The sequence below is a fragment of the Limnobacter sp. genome (assembly GCF_043511195.1).
Taxonomy (GTDB): Bacteria; Pseudomonadota; Gammaproteobacteria; order Burkholderiales; family Burkholderiaceae_B; genus Limnobacter.
The window spans coordinates 503,616-522,452 of record NZ_CP121330.1; the positions used below are offsets into that span (position 1 = coordinate 503,616).

General features: G+C 47.9%; 25 protein-coding genes. 21 read left to right on the plus strand and 4 right to left on the minus strand.

Translation table 11 applies throughout. The annotated features are described in order from the left end of the window. Position 1 precedes the first annotated feature (1 nt). The 21 genes from P0D43_RS02435 to P0D43_RS02535 are packed head-to-tail and all read left to right on the plus strand — an operon-like array spanning position 2 to position 16,024. On the plus strand, positions 2–1,021 hold the full coding sequence (locus tag P0D43_RS02435; RefSeq protein ID WP_341237362.1) for a hypothetical protein: 1,020 nt from the start codon (positions 2–4) through the stop codon (positions 1,019–1,021). Next, the gene (locus tag P0D43_RS02440) at positions 1,018–1,779 is read left to right on the plus strand and encodes an OmpA family protein (protein ID WP_159569187.1); all 762 of its coding nucleotides are present in this window, start codon (positions 1,018–1,020) and stop codon (positions 1,777–1,779) included. The genes P0D43_RS02435 and P0D43_RS02440 overlap by 4 nt, the downstream gene beginning before the upstream one ends. Then, positions 1,745–2,269, plus strand: coding sequence for a hypothetical protein (locus P0D43_RS02445; protein ID WP_341237361.1), 525 nt, complete (start codon positions 1,745–1,747; stop codon positions 2,267–2,269). The genes P0D43_RS02440 and P0D43_RS02445 overlap by 35 nt, the downstream gene beginning before the upstream one ends. Positions 2,270–2,272: 3 nt before the next feature. Further along, positions 2,273–3,070, plus strand: a complete 798-nt coding sequence (gene sctJ, locus P0D43_RS02450; RefSeq protein WP_341237360.1) for a type III secretion system inner membrane ring lipoprotein SctJ — start codon at positions 2,273–2,275, stop codon at positions 3,068–3,070. Beyond that, entirely contained in the window at positions 3,067–3,810 is a 744-nt protein-coding gene (locus tag P0D43_RS02455) for a hypothetical protein (protein ID WP_394673138.1), read from the plus strand. The genes sctJ and P0D43_RS02455 overlap by 4 nt, the downstream gene beginning before the upstream one ends. After that, the gene (locus P0D43_RS02460; RefSeq protein WP_394673139.1) at positions 3,770–4,471 is read left to right on the plus strand and encodes an HrpE/YscL family type III secretion apparatus protein; all 702 of its coding nucleotides are present in this window, start codon (positions 3,770–3,772) and stop codon (positions 4,469–4,471) included. The genes P0D43_RS02455 and P0D43_RS02460 overlap by 41 nt, the downstream gene beginning before the upstream one ends. Beyond that, positions 4,455–6,182, plus strand: a complete 1,728-nt coding sequence (gene sctC, locus P0D43_RS02465) for a type III secretion system outer membrane ring subunit SctC (protein ID WP_159569191.1) — start codon at positions 4,455–4,457, stop codon at positions 6,180–6,182. Before P0D43_RS02460 ends, sctC begins: the two co-directional genes overlap by 17 nt. A 2-nt stretch (positions 6,183–6,184) precedes the next feature. Continuing rightward, complete coding sequence (locus P0D43_RS02470) at positions 6,185–6,949, plus strand: hypothetical protein (RefSeq protein ID WP_394673140.1); 765 nt, start codon at positions 6,185–6,187, stop codon at positions 6,947–6,949. A gap of 39 nt (positions 6,950–6,988) precedes the next feature. Then, positions 6,989–7,375, plus strand: a complete 387-nt coding sequence (locus tag P0D43_RS02475) for a hypothetical protein (RefSeq protein WP_394673141.1) — start codon at positions 6,989–6,991, stop codon at positions 7,373–7,375. Continuing rightward, complete coding sequence (locus tag P0D43_RS02480; RefSeq protein ID WP_159569193.1) at positions 7,362–7,703, plus strand: hypothetical protein; 342 nt, start codon at positions 7,362–7,364, stop codon at positions 7,701–7,703. The genes P0D43_RS02475 and P0D43_RS02480 overlap by 14 nt, the downstream gene beginning before the upstream one ends. 3 nt (positions 7,704–7,706) lie before the next feature. Continuing rightward, complete coding sequence (locus P0D43_RS02485; RefSeq protein ID WP_159569194.1) at positions 7,707–8,243, plus strand: hypothetical protein; 537 nt, start codon at positions 7,707–7,709, stop codon at positions 8,241–8,243. A 4-nt stretch (positions 8,244–8,247) separates the two neighbouring features. Continuing rightward, complete coding sequence (locus P0D43_RS02490) at positions 8,248–8,568, plus strand: hypothetical protein (RefSeq protein WP_159569195.1); 321 nt, start codon at positions 8,248–8,250, stop codon at positions 8,566–8,568. An 8-nt stretch (positions 8,569–8,576) separates the two neighbouring features. Beyond that, positions 8,577–8,792: a hypothetical protein gene (locus P0D43_RS02495; RefSeq protein WP_008248331.1), complete on the plus strand. Its 216-nt coding sequence runs from the start codon at positions 8,577–8,579 to the stop codon at positions 8,790–8,792. A gap of 10 nt (positions 8,793–8,802) precedes the next feature. Next, positions 8,803–8,949 (plus strand): hypothetical protein, encoded by a 147-nt coding sequence (locus P0D43_RS02500; protein WP_159569196.1) that lies wholly within the window; start codon positions 8,803–8,805, stop codon positions 8,947–8,949. A 60-nt stretch (positions 8,950–9,009) separates the two neighbouring features. After that, positions 9,010–9,243 (plus strand): hypothetical protein, encoded by a 234-nt coding sequence (locus tag P0D43_RS02505; RefSeq protein WP_159569197.1) that lies wholly within the window; start codon positions 9,010–9,012, stop codon positions 9,241–9,243. A 19-nt stretch (positions 9,244–9,262) separates the two neighbouring features. Continuing rightward, a complete protein-coding gene (locus tag P0D43_RS02510) occupies positions 9,263–9,820 on the plus strand; it encodes a hypothetical protein (protein WP_159569198.1) in 558 nt (185 codons plus the stop codon). 31 nt (positions 9,821–9,851) lie between these two features. Then, positions 9,852–11,045 (plus strand): hypothetical protein, encoded by a 1,194-nt coding sequence (locus tag P0D43_RS02515; protein ID WP_394673142.1) that lies wholly within the window; start codon positions 9,852–9,854, stop codon positions 11,043–11,045. Between the two features lie 10 nt (positions 11,046–11,055). Next, entirely contained in the window at positions 11,056–11,937 is an 882-nt protein-coding gene (locus P0D43_RS02520; RefSeq protein ID WP_341237351.1) for a hypothetical protein, read from the plus strand. A 26-nt stretch (positions 11,938–11,963) separates the two neighbouring features. Next, entirely contained in the window at positions 11,964–12,704 is a 741-nt protein-coding gene (locus tag P0D43_RS02525; RefSeq protein WP_341237350.1) for a hypothetical protein, read from the plus strand. A 45-nt stretch (positions 12,705–12,749) separates the two neighbouring features. Beyond that, positions 12,750–14,204, plus strand: a complete 1,455-nt coding sequence (locus tag P0D43_RS02530; RefSeq protein ID WP_159569202.1) for a hypothetical protein — start codon at positions 12,750–12,752, stop codon at positions 14,202–14,204. Between the two features lie 26 nt (positions 14,205–14,230). Next, positions 14,231–16,024: a hypothetical protein gene (locus P0D43_RS02535; RefSeq protein WP_394673143.1), complete on the plus strand. Its 1,794-nt coding sequence runs from the start codon at positions 14,231–14,233 to the stop codon at positions 16,022–16,024. Between the two features lie 28 nt (positions 16,025–16,052). On the opposite strand, the gene P0D43_RS02540 is transcribed toward P0D43_RS02535, so the two are convergent. From P0D43_RS02540 to sctR, 4 genes are read right to left on the minus strand one after another with little or no spacing between them, the layout of a single operon-like run. Further along, positions 16,053–17,114 carry a flagellar biosynthesis protein FlhB gene (locus P0D43_RS02540; RefSeq protein WP_394673144.1) on the minus strand — a complete coding sequence of 354 codons (1,062 nt, stop codon included), beginning with the start codon at positions 17,112–17,114 and terminating at the stop codon, positions 16,053–16,055. Continuing rightward, positions 17,111–17,911, minus strand: coding sequence for a flagellar biosynthetic protein FliR (locus P0D43_RS02545; RefSeq protein WP_159569205.1), 801 nt, complete (start codon positions 17,909–17,911; stop codon positions 17,111–17,113). Before P0D43_RS02545 ends, P0D43_RS02540 begins: the two co-directional genes overlap by 4 nt. After that, on the minus strand, positions 17,905–18,171 hold the full coding sequence (gene sctS / locus P0D43_RS02550) for a type III secretion system export apparatus subunit SctS (RefSeq protein WP_394673145.1): 267 nt from the start codon (positions 18,169–18,171) through the stop codon (positions 17,905–17,907). Before sctS ends, P0D43_RS02545 begins: the two co-directional genes overlap by 7 nt. A 3-nt stretch (positions 18,172–18,174) precedes the next feature. Then, positions 18,175–18,828, minus strand: a complete 654-nt coding sequence (sctR, locus tag P0D43_RS02555; RefSeq protein ID WP_394673146.1) for a type III secretion system export apparatus subunit SctR — start codon at positions 18,826–18,828, stop codon at positions 18,175–18,177. Positions 18,829–18,837 lie beyond the last annotated feature (9 nt).

The following is an 18,837-nucleotide window of genomic DNA, read 5'->3' on the forward strand; positions in this document are numbered from 1 at the left end:
ATTGGAAAACTCAAACTTTAATTTATTACAACTTGTGCCTCCTGCCGCCGTCATGGTCTTACTGGTATCTGCCTGTTTCTTTTTCTACACGCGCTACGTCAAAGTATCCAAAGCACTTTGCCTGACACTGCAAAAAATCAGCACCACGATTCGCTCGATGAGCGACGGTGACGAAATGATCAGAAAAACCGGCGTAGGTCGAGTTTTTCAAAACACACAACTCGAACCCATTTGGCGAGACTTCTCTAAAACACTGCACACACAAACAGGTCTCATCAACGGAATTACAAAAAACAAAAAATCACGCCTGACAGTCCCCGTTTCTTACTACTTCTCCGTCTCATCGGTTGTCGATCGTCCGCTTGCAGTTGATTACTTCAAGCACCTGCCAGGCATTCTGACAGGCATCGGAATTATCGGAACATTTTCAGGTTTGCTATTTGGACTATCCAATTTTGACGCGTCCAATCCCGAACTGATGGCACAAAGCGTCTCTCTTTTACTGGGCGGCGTACGCGACGCTTTCTATGCATCAGCAGCGGCCATCACAATCGCAATGATCATCACCCACTGGGAAAAGATGCTTTACCGCCGATGCCTGAGCTCGCTCGATGATCTCGTCGATGCAATCAGCAGCCTCTTTGAAGCCGGCGTTGGAGAAGAATATTTGGCCACACTTGTCCATCACTCAGCAAACTCAAGTGATCAAGCAAAAAGCCTGAAAGACGAACTGATTCAAGCCATGGTTCCTGTGATCAAGCAATTGGAATCTATTCAGTCACAACAAGTCGCCAGCATGGGCGGTGCGCTTGAACAAGCGCTTACCGAGTCCAATCGACGACTGGCCAGTCAAATAGAAACCGCACTGATCCGTCAAGTCAAAAGTCCAATTGAAGACATGGGCAAAAAAATGGACAACCGACTAAGCCACATCAAAAGCAATCCCCAGGATCTTGCAAGAAAGGTCATTCGGGCAAGACAGCAAGACGGTCAAATAGAAAACAGCCAGGAGGCCGTATGAGCTTCGGGCAATATCAACAGCCATCAAGAAACGCTGAAGAAGCTGAAAAACCTTTCTGGATTTCTTACGCCGATTTAATGACCGCCCTAATGATTCTCTTTCTGGTGATCATGGTGACTGCGCTGGCCTCGATCACAAAAAAAGCGGAGCAAACAGTCAAAGAAACTCCAGAGATCAAAGAGCAAGTGGACATGACTAAAGTTCGACTTCAAGAAATTTCAAATATCTGTCAACACTTATCCGAGGAAGTCGCAAAAACAAATACATCCGTTGAAGTCGATTGCAAACTGAATCGAATCAATTTCGGAGAAGTCGGTCGATTTCAGTCGGACCAATTCAGATTGAGCGCAGAAGGTGAACAGGCACTCAATCAAGTTGTACCTGCAATTCTGAGCACAGCGAACACGCCAACAGGACAAAAATGGTTAAAACAGGTGCTGATTGAAGGCTTTACAGACACCGATGGCTCCTACCTTTACAACCTGAACCTAAGCCTGAAACGCTCAGAATGGGTGATGTGCACATTGCTGCGAAACGACCAAAGCACCGCAGTGCGTTTAAACAATGACCAAAGGCAGCAAGTCAAAAAACTCTTTCTCGCCGGCGGTGTTGCATTCAACCACGTGCGCGACTCCAAAGATGCAAGTCGACGCGTAGAACTTCGACTCCAGTTCTACGGGGTAGACAAAGCCGAAAAAAATCGATCCCAATACGATGCGAAGTTTGAAGACGACGCAAAAGAACGTTGTTGGTTGTGACCATGCACGCGAACTTTTAGCCCAATCCGTCAACTCAGACAACACGAGTTCATCAGGAGCACCTTCAATGATTAATTCCGCCGCAGCAACATCAGCCATCGCACTTGGCCAAGCAGGTCAAATTCAGGCCCCCCAAGACAACATCAATCAGTTTCAAACACTCCTGAAAAGCATCAATGGTGCATTAAGCAGTGGAACTCAAAGTCTCTCCAAACGATCCGTAGAAGATACCAAGCGCAGCCAGGGCACGCTAATCGAAGAGACTGCCGCAAGTGTCAACGAAGCGGAACTCGCCATCAAGGAACTTGAAAAAGAGGTCAATCAAAGCACTTTTGAGCTGAAGGGTTCGCTCGCATTGAACTCCGAATTTACGCAATCCGTTGTTTACCAGAAATTTACCGCCACAGCCTATTTTGTAAGCATGAGCAGAATCAGCAACCGGGGCGAGAACATTTCCGAAGAAATGAATTCCATTACCAAAAGGCGCTAAATTTTGAAAACCGCGCTCAAACTCATCATCCGCTCAATCGGCTACCTCTTTCTTATCGGTGCCTTGCAAGCCTGTTCCGGCAACAGTCAGCTTTTCAGTGGATTGTCGCAAGAAGAAGGCAATGAAATTTACTCCAGTCTTCTAGAGGCCGGCATTCCCGTAGAAAAGTCATCGGGCAAAGAGGGAGTCATCATCTCGGTACCCAAGCAAATGTCCTCTGACGCACTCCGAATTCTTCAGTCGCAAGGACTACCCCGAGCGAAAAAAACATCGATGGGTGAGGTCTTCAAGAAAGAAAGCATGATTAGCTCACCACTGGAGGAGCGTGCCAGATACCTGTATGCACTGTCCCAGGAGCTCGAAGAAACCTTGATGAGCATGGATGGCGTTTTATCTGCCCGAGTACACATTGTTCTGCCGGAACGTGCCAACCCAGGTGAAGTACTCTCCCCCTCGTCGGCTGCTGTGTTCGTTAAATACGAGAACGGATCGTCCTTTCCAGCTTACGTTCCACGCGTCAGGGAACTGATATTCAAAAGCATTCCCGGAATAACAGGCGAAGTCAATACAAGTATCTCCGTGGCCGCCATTCCTTCAGAACCGCGTGGCGATGCCTGCTTACCGCTTCTTTGGTATGGCCCGCTGGCGCTAAGTGAAGAAGACCGCATTTACTTTCTCAGCATCGTTTATATGATCGTGGCGCTCTGGGTACTCTCACTGGGGATAGTGTGGCTCCAGGCCAAAGACGAAAATGAGTGGCCCGAAGTATTGCGCAAACTAAAACTCAGGATCTTCAAATGACTGGTGAACTCACATTTTCGAGTCGCTGGTGGGCATGGTGGTCGAACCCGCTCATCGCAATTCACGAAGAACATCGCGTCTCACTGCCCCTGACAAAAGAGCAGCTCGACAACATCGATTATTTCAACTTGCTTCAATTGCGAAGTACATTGAATATGCCAGAACTACCCGATGATCGCCTGATCCTGCGTCCAGAGTTACGCAGCATTGCCATCGCGACAAACAACGTACTTGAAGAACATCTTCAACGATTCGCCTTGTTCAGCCTGGACGCAAGTATTCTTCACGCACGTCCACAAGACTGGGAAAGTAGTTTTGGCGTGAACTCGCCCGAAGTAATCCGCGAAATCATTGTATTGAAAAACGATCTGCCCGAGGCCTTGATCCAATGGCAGGAATCGGCGGCGCGCCATATGGCCAACACCTTGAAGAAACAACTGTTTCTTCACGACAGAATACGACTGGGGTTTGCGGTTTACCTCCGAAGCTACTTTCCGAAAATCTATCAGCGCTGGCAACTTACACAAGCCAAAGAGATCATCGACTGGAGCAATGATCTTGAGCCCATTCCACAAGAGCTGTGGGACGTGATTGACCACTGGAGTGAAGCCGCCTTCTGCGCCTTGCACAGCGAAGTCTATTCGCACCACGAAGTCGTGGAACTTCACTTCGACCCAGACGACACATCCGACAATTCATTTGAGGAAATCGATTTTCTACACAAGGAAGATCATGCTTAACCTCATCAAGCGGGTGCATTTTCCTGAAGGCCTTCAAATATCAGGCGGTGTCGTTAACGCGGCCCTGTTAAATCACGTAAGCACCTATCACGATTTACTGAATCAGGCGCACAGGCAAGCCCAAATCATTTTGCGTGATGCAAATGACGAAGCTGAACGAATCAAGGAACAATCCCGGCAGCTTGCTGCAAACTCAGTGCGCGAAGACCTGGTGTCCCTCAAAGAGATCACTGCCCGGAAAGAAAATAATCTGCTCGATAATTCCTCGTCAATTTGCACAGAAGTTTGCGTGGTTGTTCTTGAGCAGTTCATTTCAACTGCATCCGATTTTCTCAAAATCAAAACACTTGCCGAAGCGCTGGTCATCCGTTCTCACAGCGCACGGGAACTGAATCTTCAAGCCAATCCAGACCAGGTAGATTTGGTTAAAAAGGTACTTGCCGAAGTCCTCGCTGAACAAATGAACCTTAGAAAGTGGAATGTAAAAGCCGATGAAGAACTACAACCATTTGAACTGAAAATAAGCACTGCAAACGGAGCCGAAATCAATGTGTCTTTGAATAATCTGATCGCGATGTACAAAGAAGAGATTGAACGTCTCGAACCTGCATTGGTACCTGTGATAAAAAATCTTGAGGTCAACAGTGAAAGTATTTCTTAAATTACTCATTCTTGCTTTAGTCCTCGCCCCGCTTGCATCACGCGCAGCCACAACAGACAAAGTCGAAACAAAAGTCTATCTTGCGCAAGACGAGAGTGCCAAACGGGTTATTGAAAAAATGTTGTCGATGTTTGGAAAGCGTTTGGTTGCAGACAGTATTCCAAGCTCGCCAGTCAGTGGTCGATTTGAAGTTAAAACAGTTGATGACGTGATGGCCTATTTTGAAAGTGCCTATCAAATCAATTGGTTTCAGAACGGCCTGAATGTGTATACCTACAGATCAGGAAACTGGCGAACAAAGCGCATTTATGTGGGTGGCGATCGCTCCAACGACGACTGGAAAGAACTGCTTACTTCAGCAGGCCTTTACTACAAAGAGTTCCCGTTTGTATTTCATATGGACAGCAAAGAACTCATTGTTTCCGGCCCCGCCAGCTACCTGTCATTAATAGAAGACTCCTTTGAGCAGGACCGGCCCGATCCATCCGAGATCGCAAAGCACGGAACGCAACTGATGGTTTTTCCGCTCAAGCACGCATCCGTCGAAGACAGGCAAACCAACTTGCGTGGAACCATGGTTACCACGCCGGGTGCACTCTCGGTGCTGTTGAACTTGCTGGGGCTTCCAAATCAGCAAATGGCAAACTCTCCAGAAGCAAAAAAACCGGGCATGAACGTTGAACGCTCCCCCTACAGCCTTAGTCCTGGCGAAGGTTTGATGATGGGGGAAAGAATTGGTGCTTTGCCTGTCTCACCCAGTAGCGGGGTGAAAAAGAAAGCCGATGACGACCCTGAGAAAGCAGAGTTTGTTAGCGTCACAGCGGACCCGCGTACCAACTCAATCTTGATTCGTGACGCAAAGAGTAAGCACGACTACTACAAGAATCTGATTGATCAACTGGACCGTCAGGTGGCGATGATCGAGGTTGAAGCAATGATGGTCGAGGTCGATCAAAAAGGACTCAATGAATTGGGTCTGGAATTTGGTTTGCTGTCGGATCGGTTTGCCTACGACTTTCCCGGCAGCGGCGTTGGCCGGCCAAGTTTGATCGCAGCCGGCGCCACTTCCATCGTTGACCCAATGCGTTTTATGGCCAGGTTAAAAGCACTCTCTGCCGATGAAAACGCAAAAGTACTTGCGCGCCCAACAATTGTGACCCAAGACAATGTGTCCGCTTACATCGACCTTAGCCAAACACTTTATATCCAGGTTTCTGGCGAACGCGTTGCCGACGTTATTCCAATTACAGCAGGTAGCCTGTTACAGGTCACTCCCCGAGTAGTCATCGATGAACAGGAAGAGCGGATTTTCCTGCGCATTGAAATTCAAGACGGCAGCCTTACCGAAAATACGCAAGGAATCAACATGCCCAGGGTGCAGAACACATCACTAAGCACCCAAGCTGTAATTCAACGGGAAAAGGCCATCCTAATTGGCGGATATAACAGAGAATCCACTGAAGTTAATGACTACAAAGTCCCCCTGCTCGGAGACATACCGTATATCGGAAAGGCGTTCACTTCCACGGAAAAGCGTACACAAACTGTTGCAAGGCTTTTCCTGATTACGCCACGACTGATTGACCGGCCAATTCACGATTCGGAATCCACACGCAAAGCGGTGAAAGAACTCCAGATGTCATTCAAATTGAAAGGAGACAACCTTGAAGGAACTCCCTCTTTGAAACTCGACAGCACTATTCCGAGGTAAGCATGGCAATTACGATTCCACCAATTGTCCAAGAGGTCACAACAGCTGAAGCGCTTCAAAGTGGCGCCTTGGCAAAAAAGCAACTAAGTGCAGTTGAGCAGAAAAAACTCAATAACTTTATTCGCGCACATGCACAACGCAACAGTTCAGGCGAGCCGCCTGTTGAGGTAACTCAAAAAAACCGGCTGGAAGGCAAGCCACAAGTTACGGCTGAAGAACAGGCCATTGCAGTAGCCGCCCGCAGCCGGGAAGACGCGCACGCAAAGCGCGCGTCTGAAAAATACAAAGAGGCGTATCGGGTTATGTTCACTTCGGACATGACATTTCTGAGTAAAGACCTGATTTCGCTAAACACAGCAGTCAAGACAAAAAGTAAAAGTTTGGTCGACCTGGCGGGAAACTTGCGGCCGGAAGAAAAGGCATTGCGCAAGTTCTTGCTTGTCAGCCTGTTGCTTGAAGAGCCAGGCTTGAGCAAAACAGAAATCAAAGATTTAAACACTTATAAAAAATCACTTAACTCAGAACACGGTGACTTCATCTCGGGCTCCATTTCTGCGTTTGAAGTGGGCAAACAAAGTCGACTTTCACAAGCGACCCTTCGTGAATTCATCAAGGCGTACCAAACAATTGAAATACAACCTCACGTTGATGCATCAGACATATTGTCGCTGTTCAAGGCAATCAGGAACAATGTAACAAAAGAAGATTTCAGCGCTGACATGAATAAAATGCGCGATGGATTCATCAATATCCTGTCGAGAGAGTAAACACAAAACCCCAAGAAAATTACCGCACCTCGGCACTACATGATCCTTAGCCGAATCAATCAAATCAATCTGTTAATCAAGGCTCAGGGAATCCATAAAAAATTTCTCAACTGCTGCACCGCGGCGAAATTGAGTGGTCTGCCATCGCTGAGTAACTTGCTGGAAAGTTGCTTGCAAACTGTTGCATCGGCGGAAGTTGTTACAGGGCTGAATTCGCTGGTAAGAATTGCCTCGGCCGTAAGTGCGAACAACCGACCCGGTAAAAACATATTCATCACGAACTACAACCGCTTGGTACTTAAAAGTGACTTGCTTGAAGATCTTTACAAAAATGGATCTCACAGAAAACAAGTAACCGACGGAATTGACAAAAATCTGAAGGCTGCAGGAGTTCTATCCGTAGGAGCTTCGCATGCACAGTCATGAGATCGAACCAGTCGAACTGTCAGTTTCCAATAGCGACTGGGTCATGGTGAAAAGCGAGAACAGGACAACTCATTTCTCAGCTCAACATCAAGAATACTTTATGGTCTGGGTTTCCGAAACTCCACCATCGACTCGCATCACAGAGGCGTCCAAGGCCCTGGCAGAAATGAAAAACCCCCTCCCCGGAATTCATATTAATTGCCAACTCGAACCCGAACTGGGATTCATTCTTCGCACCACAAAAAACTGGCATCTGGAAACCCTTCGGGAAATGCAACTCACTTTCGACAAGATCACTTGGGAAATTGACCGTTTGAGCCAAAGGTAAACAATGAAGTCTGACAACAAATATGATCCGCTGTGTTTATCAGCCAGCGTGCAAGAACGCATCGACAAAAAAGCAAGCGGTTGCACTGTCAATATCAGCAAGGCCTCAAAGCCGCTCGCATTGTCAAACCCTTCTATGCCAAGGCCACAACAAGATTCACTCAAAGATGATTTTCTGGAAATGCTGTTTCCGGTATCGCCTGAAAGTCACACACACTCGAACTCAGAGAAAACACCTAAAAACACGGGAAATTTTCAAACAAACGGAACAAAAGAACTTTTTTCTCCACTTAAAAAAGGAGAAGTAAAAGAAAAGGGTTTGTCAGAAACACAAAACTCATTTTCCTTCCAAATTGATAACTCTGCACTTGGTGCACTGGAAGTGAAAGGAAGCTACAACCAGGGAAACCTGCTTCTCAATATCGAACTGCCACCAGCAATGGGGCTTAACGAACAGAAAGTACTGATTAAAATTTTAGAGGCCAAATTGTCTAAGCAGCTTGGCGTCGCTCTGGAGGTCAAAATTGGTCGCAGCAATTAACAACATGGCAATGCTTGCTTCGCCACCGGGCGCACAAACACCTCAACCACCGCTACACGATATTGCTGACTTCAAAGCAATGATCAACGATGCCGGGCCCATCAACAACACAGTGAAAAGTTTTGTTGAAAATGCCCAAACAAAGCTGAATCAGAGTGACATGAACATGGGTCAAAAACTCAAAGATTTTGACGCCAATGACAACGTACTCAGTCTGATTGAATCAATTCACGAAAGCTCCATGAAGTCTGTGTCAATTCAGCTGACAGGGAAAATTGGCAGCAAAGTTTCGGAAAGTTTTGAGCAATTGGTTAAACAACAGTAGGAGGTATTGTGGAAGTTATTCAAGCAGGCGATCGCGTATTCAACTTTGCAGATCGACACGGCAAGAACGTCAACAACATGCTTGCCCGTTCAGATTTTGGTGATTCTCCAGTCGACTCTGTGATGTTGAACTACGAGATTCAAATGATGGGTTCATTGTGGCAATTGGCTGCTGGTTTGGTCAAAGACCTTACCGAGCCATTAAAAAGTATCGTCAACAAATAAGGAGTCAATTATGGCGGTTGAAGGAACAGCGTCGGTGCCCGCAGGGGCCTACTCACCAGAGCTTTTAGATGCTCTGGAGGAAATCACAGTGGGCTTCATTCTGGACGACTTTCTCAGCGAGGCCACCGACCCTGTCGGTGGTAACGATGACGACTGATCAAACAGATCAGTCGTATTTGGTGTGCATGGTATTTACATATTAATCAGGAGAATCAAAATGGCAGCAATCGAAGGTCCAATCGGCGTAATGACAACCACAGGTCAGGATTTCCAGGACAACGCGCTTCAGCAATTTCAAGATGTACTGGATGACCCCGATGTAGAGCCTGGTGACATTGTGGAAGCCGCGGCAAAATTGAAAATTGACCTCGCTTCAGCCCAGGCAATTTTCGATGCTGCGGGCAAGTCTGGCGACTTCTACCGCGACGTTGTTTCCCGGGCACTTAACTAATAAATCCAAAGGGAGAATCATGACTGCTACCACCCCAATTACGAACCCCGAACCATTGACCGAACCCTACGAGATCGATGAAAGCAAAGTCGATCAAATGTTTGAAGCGGCAGCAAGGGGAGACACTCAAACAGTGCTACTACTGGCTACAGGTCTGCAATTGGGGGGGTACACCTATGACATAGAACGCCTCACCGAGCTGGCAGCATGGTACGGCCCACTCGAGACGAACGGCGATGCCTTGATATCTCTCCTTCAGACACATGAAGAAGGTGCGGTAGAAGCCAACGAAGACATGAAACGCTATTTGAATGAAGCCCGCGCGCAGATGAGTGCTTCCGGAAAACCGATTCCGAACGATGTTCTTGAAGTGTTCAACAAAGTCATGAATGGCGAGAAGGTCAATGAAGAACAAGCAAAGAAACTTTACTCATGGTGCCTTGAGGCTAAAGAACTGGTCATTCCTTCAGACTACCGTTCCGCAATTATTGGAGAGCAGTTGCAACGCCTGCGCGATCAATATGACCAAAAAGTAGACTCGGGCACAAAACGACTGTCCAGTTTCTCGGTTCGATAAACACACAACAACACACATTGAGGTATTTATCATGGCAGGCGTAGATCCAAACCAATCAGTACAGTGGCAACCAACAACGATTGCTGGTGAAGTCGATACAGCCGAGGAGGCTGTTCAAGCATGGCTTAATCAGAACCCGGGCGTAAACCTGGCCGACATGTCCAAATCAGAGTTGACGCAACTAATCAACTTTTTACAAAGCCAATCAAATCAACCATGGGCTCGGGGAAGTGATCTCAATGCCCTGATTACCGATCTGAAACAAATTCGTAACAGCTGGGACTCATCCACCGGCACAGCCCCATTGAATCAATTGGACAGCGAACTGAAAAGTGAGCTGGCACTGTTAAAAGTGCTTGCGGAGCACACGCAAGGCACAGATGCCTTGGACACCGCAATTGCTGAACTGCAACCGCAGGCCGATGCCGTGGCTGAAGTAATGTCGGCAATTTCAACCTCGACGAGTTCGTGGAGTGCAGAGAACAACATCAAAACTGTAAACCAGGTCAATGAACTGCTGGCAAAACTGGACACACTGGAAGCCAGTGGCGTAGACCTTGACGCGGTGGGCCTGGGCGCCTTGAAAACAGAACTGATTACCGCGAAAGCTGCATACGAATCATCAATTGCAGCAGACCCCAGCGCAGAAAACCAACAATTGGCCTTGTCCCAGTTCCGCGAATCGGTCGCAAAAGCCAAGATGAATTATTTGTTGTCCACGGGACTCAGCGCGTCAGACCCGAAAGTTCAAGCTGAGCAAAAGGTGATGCGCAGCGAAGATCTTTGGCAGTACAACCTTGAAACAAATTGGGATGTGAGTGAAATTCCCGGTCCGGAAGGATACAGCGAGCAAGAATTACAAACCTATCTTGATGAACTGAAGCTTCAATACAGCTTTGCTGTCGACCGGGGCGACACAAATGCGCAACGTTACATTTCTACCAAAATGAGTCAGATTGAAGGCGCATTGAATAGCCTAGTAGAAGGGAATGACGGATTCGGTGTCAGCATTAATTTGTTTTTGGATCTGAAAGGAACTGACATCGCTGAAAATACCCGCCTGCGAGACGAAGCTTTCAAAAATGGCGATCAAGCACTTGTAGACCAGCTGGACCAAGAAATTGAATCCATCAGCAAACTGGTTGAGGCGGTCATGAGTGAGTTTTCTGCAATTATGAGCAAACTCGCCGAGGTTGCATCACAAGCCTATCAATCCGCATTCTGAGGTACGCCAGATGCTTGATCAAGTAAGAGACACAGGCTATGCAAGCCTGATTGACAACGGCGCAAGTAGGCCACTGACAGAAACCTTGGCCGAATACATGATCGCGGCGCTTGAGCAAACCCGAGATGTCATCGGCAGTTACCTGGTCGGCCTCGAGGGCGCGGAACGCGCCAAGGTTGAAAAGGTCAAGCAACAAATTGAAGACTATCTCGAGCAGTTGCGCAAAGCCAAAGCGATGAGTGGATTGGCCAAGTTTTTCAAAGCACTCGGTGCATTGGGTGTGGCATTGGCAATGATCACAGCCATCTTGATTCCAACGCCAATGACCATTGCGATTCTTGTTGTGACCTTGGTCATGTTTCTCGAGCCCTTGATCAGCGAAGCAGCTGGCTCTGAGTCTTTCATTGAAAAAGGGATGGGTGCAATGTTCGAAGCGTTAAGCGACGCTTTGGGACCGATCGGCGCCATTGTGGTCGGCACTTTGTTGATGATCGCGATTGTTGTAGTTTGCACAGCCTTGATGGCAGGTGGCCTGTCGGCCATGTCGTCAAGCGTTTCAGCGGGCGTACAAGCAGCCAGGGAGTTTGCATCGTCGCTTCCAGCCTACATCGCCAAAATGTTGACTGGTTCACTCACCGAGGCGCAAACAATAGCGCTAACCCGCTTTCTTGAGTATGCGCAGTCCGCAATCCTGATGGCACAAGCTGGCCTTCAGGCAGAAATGGGTCAGCTGCAGTACGAGGGTGCAAAACTACTGAAAGAAGCAGAAGTAGCCCAGGCAATTATTGATGGCTGGAGCCAGATTATTGAAATGTTGAGCCAGGAAAATTCCAATTACCAAGATTTGCTGCAACGTTTTCAAATGTTGATTGCGCAACTATTTGGTGTTTGAAACACACCTATTCAGGAGAACAAACAATGGTAGACGTCGCAACAAGAACCGACTCCCTAAGCACAGGCAATGTCGATAAGCCCAACGAACTAACCCAGACTGAAAAAGAAAAATTTCTGGCGTACATGATGGACAAATTCGGCTTGACTGAAGAGCAAGCCAACCGAATGCTCGCCAACCTGTCGCCGGAAGAAGTGCAAACGTATCTTGGTTTGGCCAGTGGCAAAGACACCATTACGCGTGATGAGGCCAAAAAACTTTGGGGTCTTACCGACGACGAGGCGGACATTCTTTTCGGCGGTTCCGAAAGGATCGGGATTCACACAAATCCCTTTGGCGACGCATTTCTTGAATTTTTGATGCTTAGTTACGCCATGCAAGTGGATATCAAACAACTGATGTCTCAAGTACTTGAAACGCAGGTGGAGCTGGGAATAAGCGCCGCAGAAGAGCGCTTGAAAGGTGCCACCGTACAGTTCGCATGCGCGATGTTGTCTGCAGTGATTACAGCTGGCTTGGGCGCGGCCAACGCCACCATTGCCAAAAACAGCAAAACTGGCCATGGCAATCAATGGGTAGGCCCAATCGGCGCCAGCCTGATCACGGCACCAATCAATGCAAGTGGCGAGTATGGCAACGCCAACTATCAATATGAAGGTGCAAAAGACGACATCAAGGCACAAGAAGCAAATGCGTTGTATCAGCAACTTGTCAGTTTGTACCAAACCACCACGGAAACAGAAAAAGAACAAACGCGTGGCACGTAAAAATTATTTTTAAAATTGAGAATCTTACTTCGGGAATGAAAAAATATGACAACCATTAGCCCAGGTTACCATGGTGAAGACGTGGCAGCAGCGGATGCTCCAGGCATCAATGAGCAGCCCGATGGTCAGTTCACTTACCGCATCAAAGACATCATCATTTCCGCTTCCTCCGAAGAAGAACTGCAAGAAATCCTGAACTTTCTGGCTTTAAAAAATAACAAGCCCGTCGAAGAACTGAAGGTTCGCGACATCACCCTAACCTTGGACTACGATTACTTTAACTACAAAAGAAATCTTGGCGAAGATGGAATCACCCACACCTTCACGCTAACAACAGAAGGGCAAGGTCTCGTTCAGAACTACAACGACACTGCCTTCTTCGGCGATGAAATTCCTTTCTTTCCAAGCGGCAGTGCAACTTACCTAAACTCCGGATTTAATACCGAGGCCACCGGCTCAGCCATGAGCGCACAACTGGGCGGCCTGATGGGTGCGGCGCAATACATTTACAACGCCAATTACTCTGCAGAGTCTGATCAGCTTGGTCCGATACAAGACAGCGATCTTGATCCGAACACCCTGACTCTGCTCGAGAACATGTTTGGACCCAACACGGAATTCAATCAGGGGCACTTGAACACACTGAAAATGATGGGGCTGCTTCAGGGAGACGCCAGCCAGGCGCCTGGCACCTGGACGCCCAACGAGAATGGCACCACGGTGGTGGAGGCGTTTGCCAACAATACTTTGGCGTTGATACCCAGCATGGGGCTGTTAACCATGACACAAACACTGATGAACACCGCCAGTGAAGTGCCTGGCTATTTCACTGCCACCGGGTACGCACCGAATTACGGTTCGGGGCAAGTAGAAAAAGATGCCAAGGCGATTCTTGAAGGCATGGCGGAAGTGCCGGATGAAACATTGCCACCGGGACTGGCGCCAGACGAAGAAACGCGCAAAATGCTGAATTTTTTATTTGGCCTGCCGGCAGACAATACCAACTTCACCACCAACCAGCTCAACACTGCAATTTCAATGGGACTTGTTTCTTACAACCCCGCCGAGAACACAATTGCCATGACAACAAATGGCGGTATTTATCTTGCAGACAAAAATGCTGCGGTGGCAGCAGCAGAAGCGGCAGCCGCAGAGGCCGAAGAAGTTGCCAAGCGCGATGCATTCAAGGCAATTATCACCACATTGTCCGATCCGAAAGCGGTTGACATGATGGATTACCTTGAATGGCGTTACAAGAACAGCGCCGCAGTCAAAGACAACGATCGATTCGGCACACAAGGCATGCGGCTTCTGTCAGAACTGAGCGAAACAGACCCTCTTTGGGACCAGATGGGTATACCACCTGAAAATCGGGCGGCCTTTATTGAAGCTGCAAAAGCTGCACTATCCAGTGAGAATCATTCAATGCTCCTCGAAATTTGCGGCGACGATCAAATCTTTGAAAAGAACGACATGTCGACTTGGCTAAACAGCAATTAATTTCTAAATTGGAGGAATGAAAAAACATGACGACCATCAGCCCAGGTTACCGTGGTGAAGACGTCGCAGCAGCGGATGCTCCAGGCATCAATGAGCAGCCCGATGGTCAGTTCACTTACCGCATCAAAGACATCATCATTTCCGCTTCCTCCGAAGAAGAACTGCAAGAAATCCTGAACTTTCTGGCTTTAAAAAATAACAAGCCCGTCGAAGAACTGAAGGTTCGCGACATCACCCTAACCTTGGACTACGATTACTTTAACTACAAAAGAAATCTTGGCGAAGATGGAATCACCCACACCTTCACGCTAACAACAGAAGGGCAAGGTCTCGTTCAGAACTACAACGACACTGCCTTCTTCGGCGATGAAATTCCTTTCTTTCCAAGCGGCAGTGCAACTTACCTAAACTCCGGATTTAATACCGAGGCCACCGGCTCAGCCATGAGCGCACAACTGGGCGGCCTGATGGGTGCGGCGCAATACATTTACAACGCCAATTACTCTGCAGAGTCTGATCAGCTTGGTCCGATACAAGACAGCGATCTTGATCCGAACACCCTGACTCTGCTCGAGAACATGTTTGGACCCAACACGGAATTCAATCAGGGGCACTTGAACACACTGAAAATGATGGGGCTGCTTCAGGGAGACGCCAGCCAGGCGCCTGGCACCTGGACGCCCAACGAGAATGGCACCACGGTGGTGGAGGCATTTGCCAACAATACTTTGGCGTTGATACCCAGCATGGGGCTGTTAACCATGACACAAACCCTGATGAACACCGCCAGTGAAGTGCCTGGCTATTTCACTGCCACCGGATACGCACCGAATTACGGTTCGGAGCAAGTAGAAAAAGATGCCAAGGCGATTCTTGAAGGCATGGCGGAAGTGCCGGAGGAAACATTGCCACCGGGACTGGCGCCAGACGAAGAAACGCGCAAAATGCTGAATTTTTTATTCGGCCTGCCGGCAGACAACACCAACTTCACCACCAACCAGCTCAACACTGCAATTTCAATGGGACTTGTTTCTTACAACCCCGCAGAGAACACAATTGCCATGACAACAAATGGCGGCATTTATCTTGCAGACAAAAATGCTGCGGTGGCAGCCGCAGAAGCCACTAACAACAAAGACCCAAATACCAACCCAAGAATAAAAGAACTGAATGACCTGATCTGGGCATTGAATATCATGGATGCAAACTGGGCAACATTTGATCAAGGGGCTGGCAAAGGTGGCTTGGACAACGTTGTATCGGTCGAAGACCTCGAAGGAATAATCCGACGATATGGGGCGGACAGTGACCAGGGCAAGGCAGCTCAAATTATTCTGAACGCAAGGAATTCAGGGAATATTGACTCTCTATTTCGTGGAAATGTAAACAAAACAGACAGCAAATTCAGTCGAGGTGATTTCGATCAGTTTCGGGCAGGTTTGAATGACATTAAAACAAATCTGTTGACCACAAACGAAGCTGCCGGCCAAGACGGGTACCCGCCTCTGAACACAACCCGTACAGAACAAGTTTTGAATGCTTTGAAGTTCTTGAAAAGCAACTGGGGAGAGTTTGAGTCTGCCAAGAATGGAGATCAAGACAATAAACTCTCCAGGGATGATCTGGAAGCAATCAGGAATTCCTCGAGCAGCACGCCCGCGATGAAAGAGACAGCTGAAGTCTTGCTCCGAGAATTGGATTCCGGCGGTAATGAATGGCTAAACGAATTGCTTTTTATTGGTGATGGTAAGAACAGCGGGGGTGACCTGGATGCCCTAATCAAGCTGATGGAGCATTACATTCCAAAATCCACCAACTAAGTCTAAGCGCAAGGGGTTGGTAAAAAAATCAATGACTGACTCCCTTATCCTGATCAGACGCCATTTCCATGACAGCCCGGAATACCTGGGCTGCAAGCTCCAGGTGTTCTTTCTGAATGTATTCATCTTCTTCGCAGTCCTGATATAGCATTCTGGCCAACTTCACATTCACGATAATCGGAATTCCGTTTTTCTTGGCAAACTCACGAATTCTTAATGCTTCGTCGTCTGTTCCCATGGCGAGAATGTAAGGCAAGTCGTGTTTGCCCGGTTCATAATCCAAAGCCACAGAAATATGCGTGGGATTGGCCACGACCGCCTTTGCGCCAGCAACCCGGGTAAGTGATGAATTGAGAATGCTACGGTGCTCTCTTTTCATTCGCTGCTTTAGTTGTGGATTTCCCATGGACTGCTTTCGTTCATCAGCAATATCTTGGTGGCTCATCCGTAGATTTTTGATGTGATGCATGTACTCCACAGACCAGTCGATCGCAGCGATGACCATAAAAATGATCAGCGACACAAAAATGATTGCCTTCAACACATGAACCAGCACGTCAAAAAACTGAGTCAACCCAGCGCGATAGCTGTAGATCATGTCTCCCATATTGTCTTTGAATACAAGATACCCAACCACAGACAAAATCAGTACTTTGACGATGGACAACAGCAACTGCACCAAAGATTTTTTCGAGAACATGTTCTTGATATTGGATACGGCATCGAACTTCTTGAATGAAGGCGTTAACGCTTCTGGCGAAACGAGAAATCCGATTTGAGCCCAGGTAATCAGGGTGGCGGCTATCGCACAAACAGCGACCAAGGGCACAGTGATTGCCACGAAAACATCAAAGAACATTGAAAAGATGCTTTCTGAGAAAGTCCACGGCTGCTTGAACCCGGCAGTCACGATCAAGTCAAGTAATTCAGAGAAACGTGCCGCATAGTCTTGCGAAAGCCAAAAGAAAAACATGTAAAACATCAGGAGTTTAAACAGTATCTGGGCGTCTTTGCTGACACTGACCTGCCCCTTCTTCCTGGCATCGTCTAATTTTTTCTGGGTGGGTTTTTCAGTTTTTTCGCCGCTCACTGAACATCTCCGAGAAGCAAATTCAAGCTTTCACTGTATTGCCAGAACATTGTCAGTATTTCCTGCTCCGCAAAGAACATGAGTGTGATGAGTGCGGCAATGCCAAACACGCTTCGGAGTCCGAACTCAAGGCTGTAAACTTGAAGTTGCTGGGTAAACGCCGATATGATTTCGACCACGAGTTCTACAGCCAAGATTGCGATTAATACCGGCCCACTCAACAAGACTGCAAAGGTGATGTGGTCGGCGGCCATGCGCAGCATGGTGGTCAGCCAACTGTCCAGACTAAGTAGGGTCAAGGTACCTGGTGGCATAATCAAATAACTGTTGAGTAAATGCACCGAGACTGCATGCAAACCCGGCCCGGCAAAAATCAGTGCTGCAAAAAGCAGACCAAACAATTGCTCAATGGGTAGCTCTTCCCCGCTATCACTACCTGTCGCCTGTGCGGCGAACGTTGCGCCTCTGTAAACATCGACTAAAGCGCCGAATGCTTTGAACGCGTAGTAGGGAAATGCAATGGTCAGCCCCAGTAGTGCACCCAAAACCACCTCACTGAGAAAGGTAATCAAGGTGAAAGTCGGTGGGTTCATTGACGAAAAATACAGGGTGGTTGACGCAAATGCCGGGTAGAGAACCAAAACAGAGCCGACCGACATCTTGATCAGACTGCTGGAAAGACCTTTCGAGAGCAAAGGGAAAAACACCATAAAACTGACAGTTCTGGGTAAATAATACGAGAGCACCGCAAGAAACTGCCGCAGTTGCTCGCCGGTGTCGGTCAGTGGCTCTACCATTTAGAACGATGCGGAACCGAGATTAAATCAAACATGGTTTGCGTAAACTGAACCAACATTTGAGATTGCCAGGAACCCAAGGCAAACAGGATAAGTACAACCCCCATTAACTTGATACCAAAAGGCAAGGCTTGATCCTGCAACTGAACAATAGCCTGCAGGAAACCAAGCAATAACCCCAAAACCATTGTGACAACCACCACAGGGGCGGCAACAAGCAATGAAATCCACAATGCCTGATTGACGTAATAAATCAGCATGATTTACACCAAGTAAGAATTGACCAGACCCTGGAGTACCTTTGCCCATCCCTCGACTGCGACGAACAAAACAATTTTTGCGGGAACGGTGAGTGACATGGGTGACACCATCATCATGCCCAAGGCCATCAGGGCGCTTGAAACGGCCAGATCAATGATCACGAAAGGCAGGTAAAGATACAATCCGATTCTGAAAGCCTCAGCAAGTTCGGAGGCAACAAAAGCCGGAAGCACAACAAACAGATCTGTTTTCTCGACTTCAGGTGCATCGTATTTTTTCTGGAATTTTTGTGCCGTTTCATGAAAGCTGTTGAGGTAACCCGGATTGACATTGGCCAACATGAACTTTTTAAAGGGCGGCACACTGGCATTAATCGACTCGAGCACTTCGGTTCCGCTGACCGGCATTTTGCCGTCTGGTGCGAAACGTTGGCCAGCCTCAGTCAATATAGAGCCCATCACCAACAGGGTCATCACCATGGAAATTCCGTACAGCACCATGTTTGACGGCACTTGCTGCACACCAATTGCATTGCACAATATGAGCAACACCGCCGATATTTTCAGGAATGAAGTGGCCGTTACCGCCACCAATGGCAATACGGATAGCGAGGCTATCGTGACAATCAGACCAATTGGATTGATGCTTTGATCCATGTTGAGATT

Bases quoted from the DNA above. Each gene is read 5' to 3' on its own strand.
- P0D43_RS02505 (WP_159569197.1), top strand. From the start codon at position 9,010: ATGGCAGCAATCGAAGGTCCAATCGGCGTAATGACAACCACAGGTCAG.
- P0D43_RS02535 (WP_394673143.1), top strand. From the start codon at position 14,231: ATGACGACCATCAGCCCAGGTTACCGTGGTGAAGACGTCGCAGCAGCG.
- P0D43_RS02525 (WP_341237350.1), top strand. From the start codon at position 11,964: ATGGTAGACGTCGCAACAAGAACCGACTCCCTAAGCACAGGCAATGTC.
- P0D43_RS02490 (WP_159569195.1), top strand. From the start codon at position 8,248: ATGGCAATGCTTGCTTCGCCACCGGGCGCACAAACACCTCAACCACCG.
- P0D43_RS02480 (WP_159569193.1), top strand. From the start codon at position 7,362: ATGCACAGTCATGAGATCGAACCAGTCGAACTGTCAGTTTCCAATAGC.
- sctR (WP_394673146.1), bottom strand. From the start codon at position 18,828: ATGGATCAAAGCATCAATCCAATTGGTCTGATTGTCACGATAGCCTCG.
- P0D43_RS02515 (WP_394673142.1), top strand. From the start codon at position 9,852: ATGGCAGGCGTAGATCCAAACCAATCAGTACAGTGGCAACCAACAACG.
- P0D43_RS02475 (WP_394673141.1), top strand. From the start codon at position 6,989: ATGATCCTTAGCCGAATCAATCAAATCAATCTGTTAATCAAGGCTCAG.
- P0D43_RS02470 (WP_394673140.1), top strand. From the start codon at position 6,185: ATGGCAATTACGATTCCACCAATTGTCCAAGAGGTCACAACAGCTGAA.
- P0D43_RS02500 (WP_159569196.1), top strand. From the start codon at position 8,803: ATGGCGGTTGAAGGAACAGCGTCGGTGCCCGCAGGGGCCTACTCACCA.
- P0D43_RS02510 (WP_159569198.1), top strand. From the start codon at position 9,263: ATGACTGCTACCACCCCAATTACGAACCCCGAACCATTGACCGAACCC.
- P0D43_RS02530 (WP_159569202.1), top strand. From the start codon at position 12,750: ATGACAACCATTAGCCCAGGTTACCATGGTGAAGACGTGGCAGCAGCG.
- sctS (WP_394673145.1), bottom strand. From the start codon at position 18,171: ATGCTGATTTATTACGTCAATCAGGCATTGTGGATTTCATTGCTTGTT.
- P0D43_RS02485 (WP_159569194.1), top strand. From the start codon at position 7,707: ATGAAGTCTGACAACAAATATGATCCGCTGTGTTTATCAGCCAGCGTG.
- P0D43_RS02440 (WP_159569187.1), top strand. From the start codon at position 1,018: ATGAGCTTCGGGCAATATCAACAGCCATCAAGAAACGCTGAAGAAGCT.
- P0D43_RS02455 (WP_394673138.1), top strand. From the start codon at position 3,067: ATGACTGGTGAACTCACATTTTCGAGTCGCTGGTGGGCATGGTGGTCG.
- P0D43_RS02520 (WP_341237351.1), top strand. From the start codon at position 11,056: ATGCTTGATCAAGTAAGAGACACAGGCTATGCAAGCCTGATTGACAAC.
- P0D43_RS02545 (WP_159569205.1), bottom strand. From the start codon at position 17,911: ATGGTAGAGCCACTGACCGACACCGGCGAGCAACTGCGGCAGTTTCTT.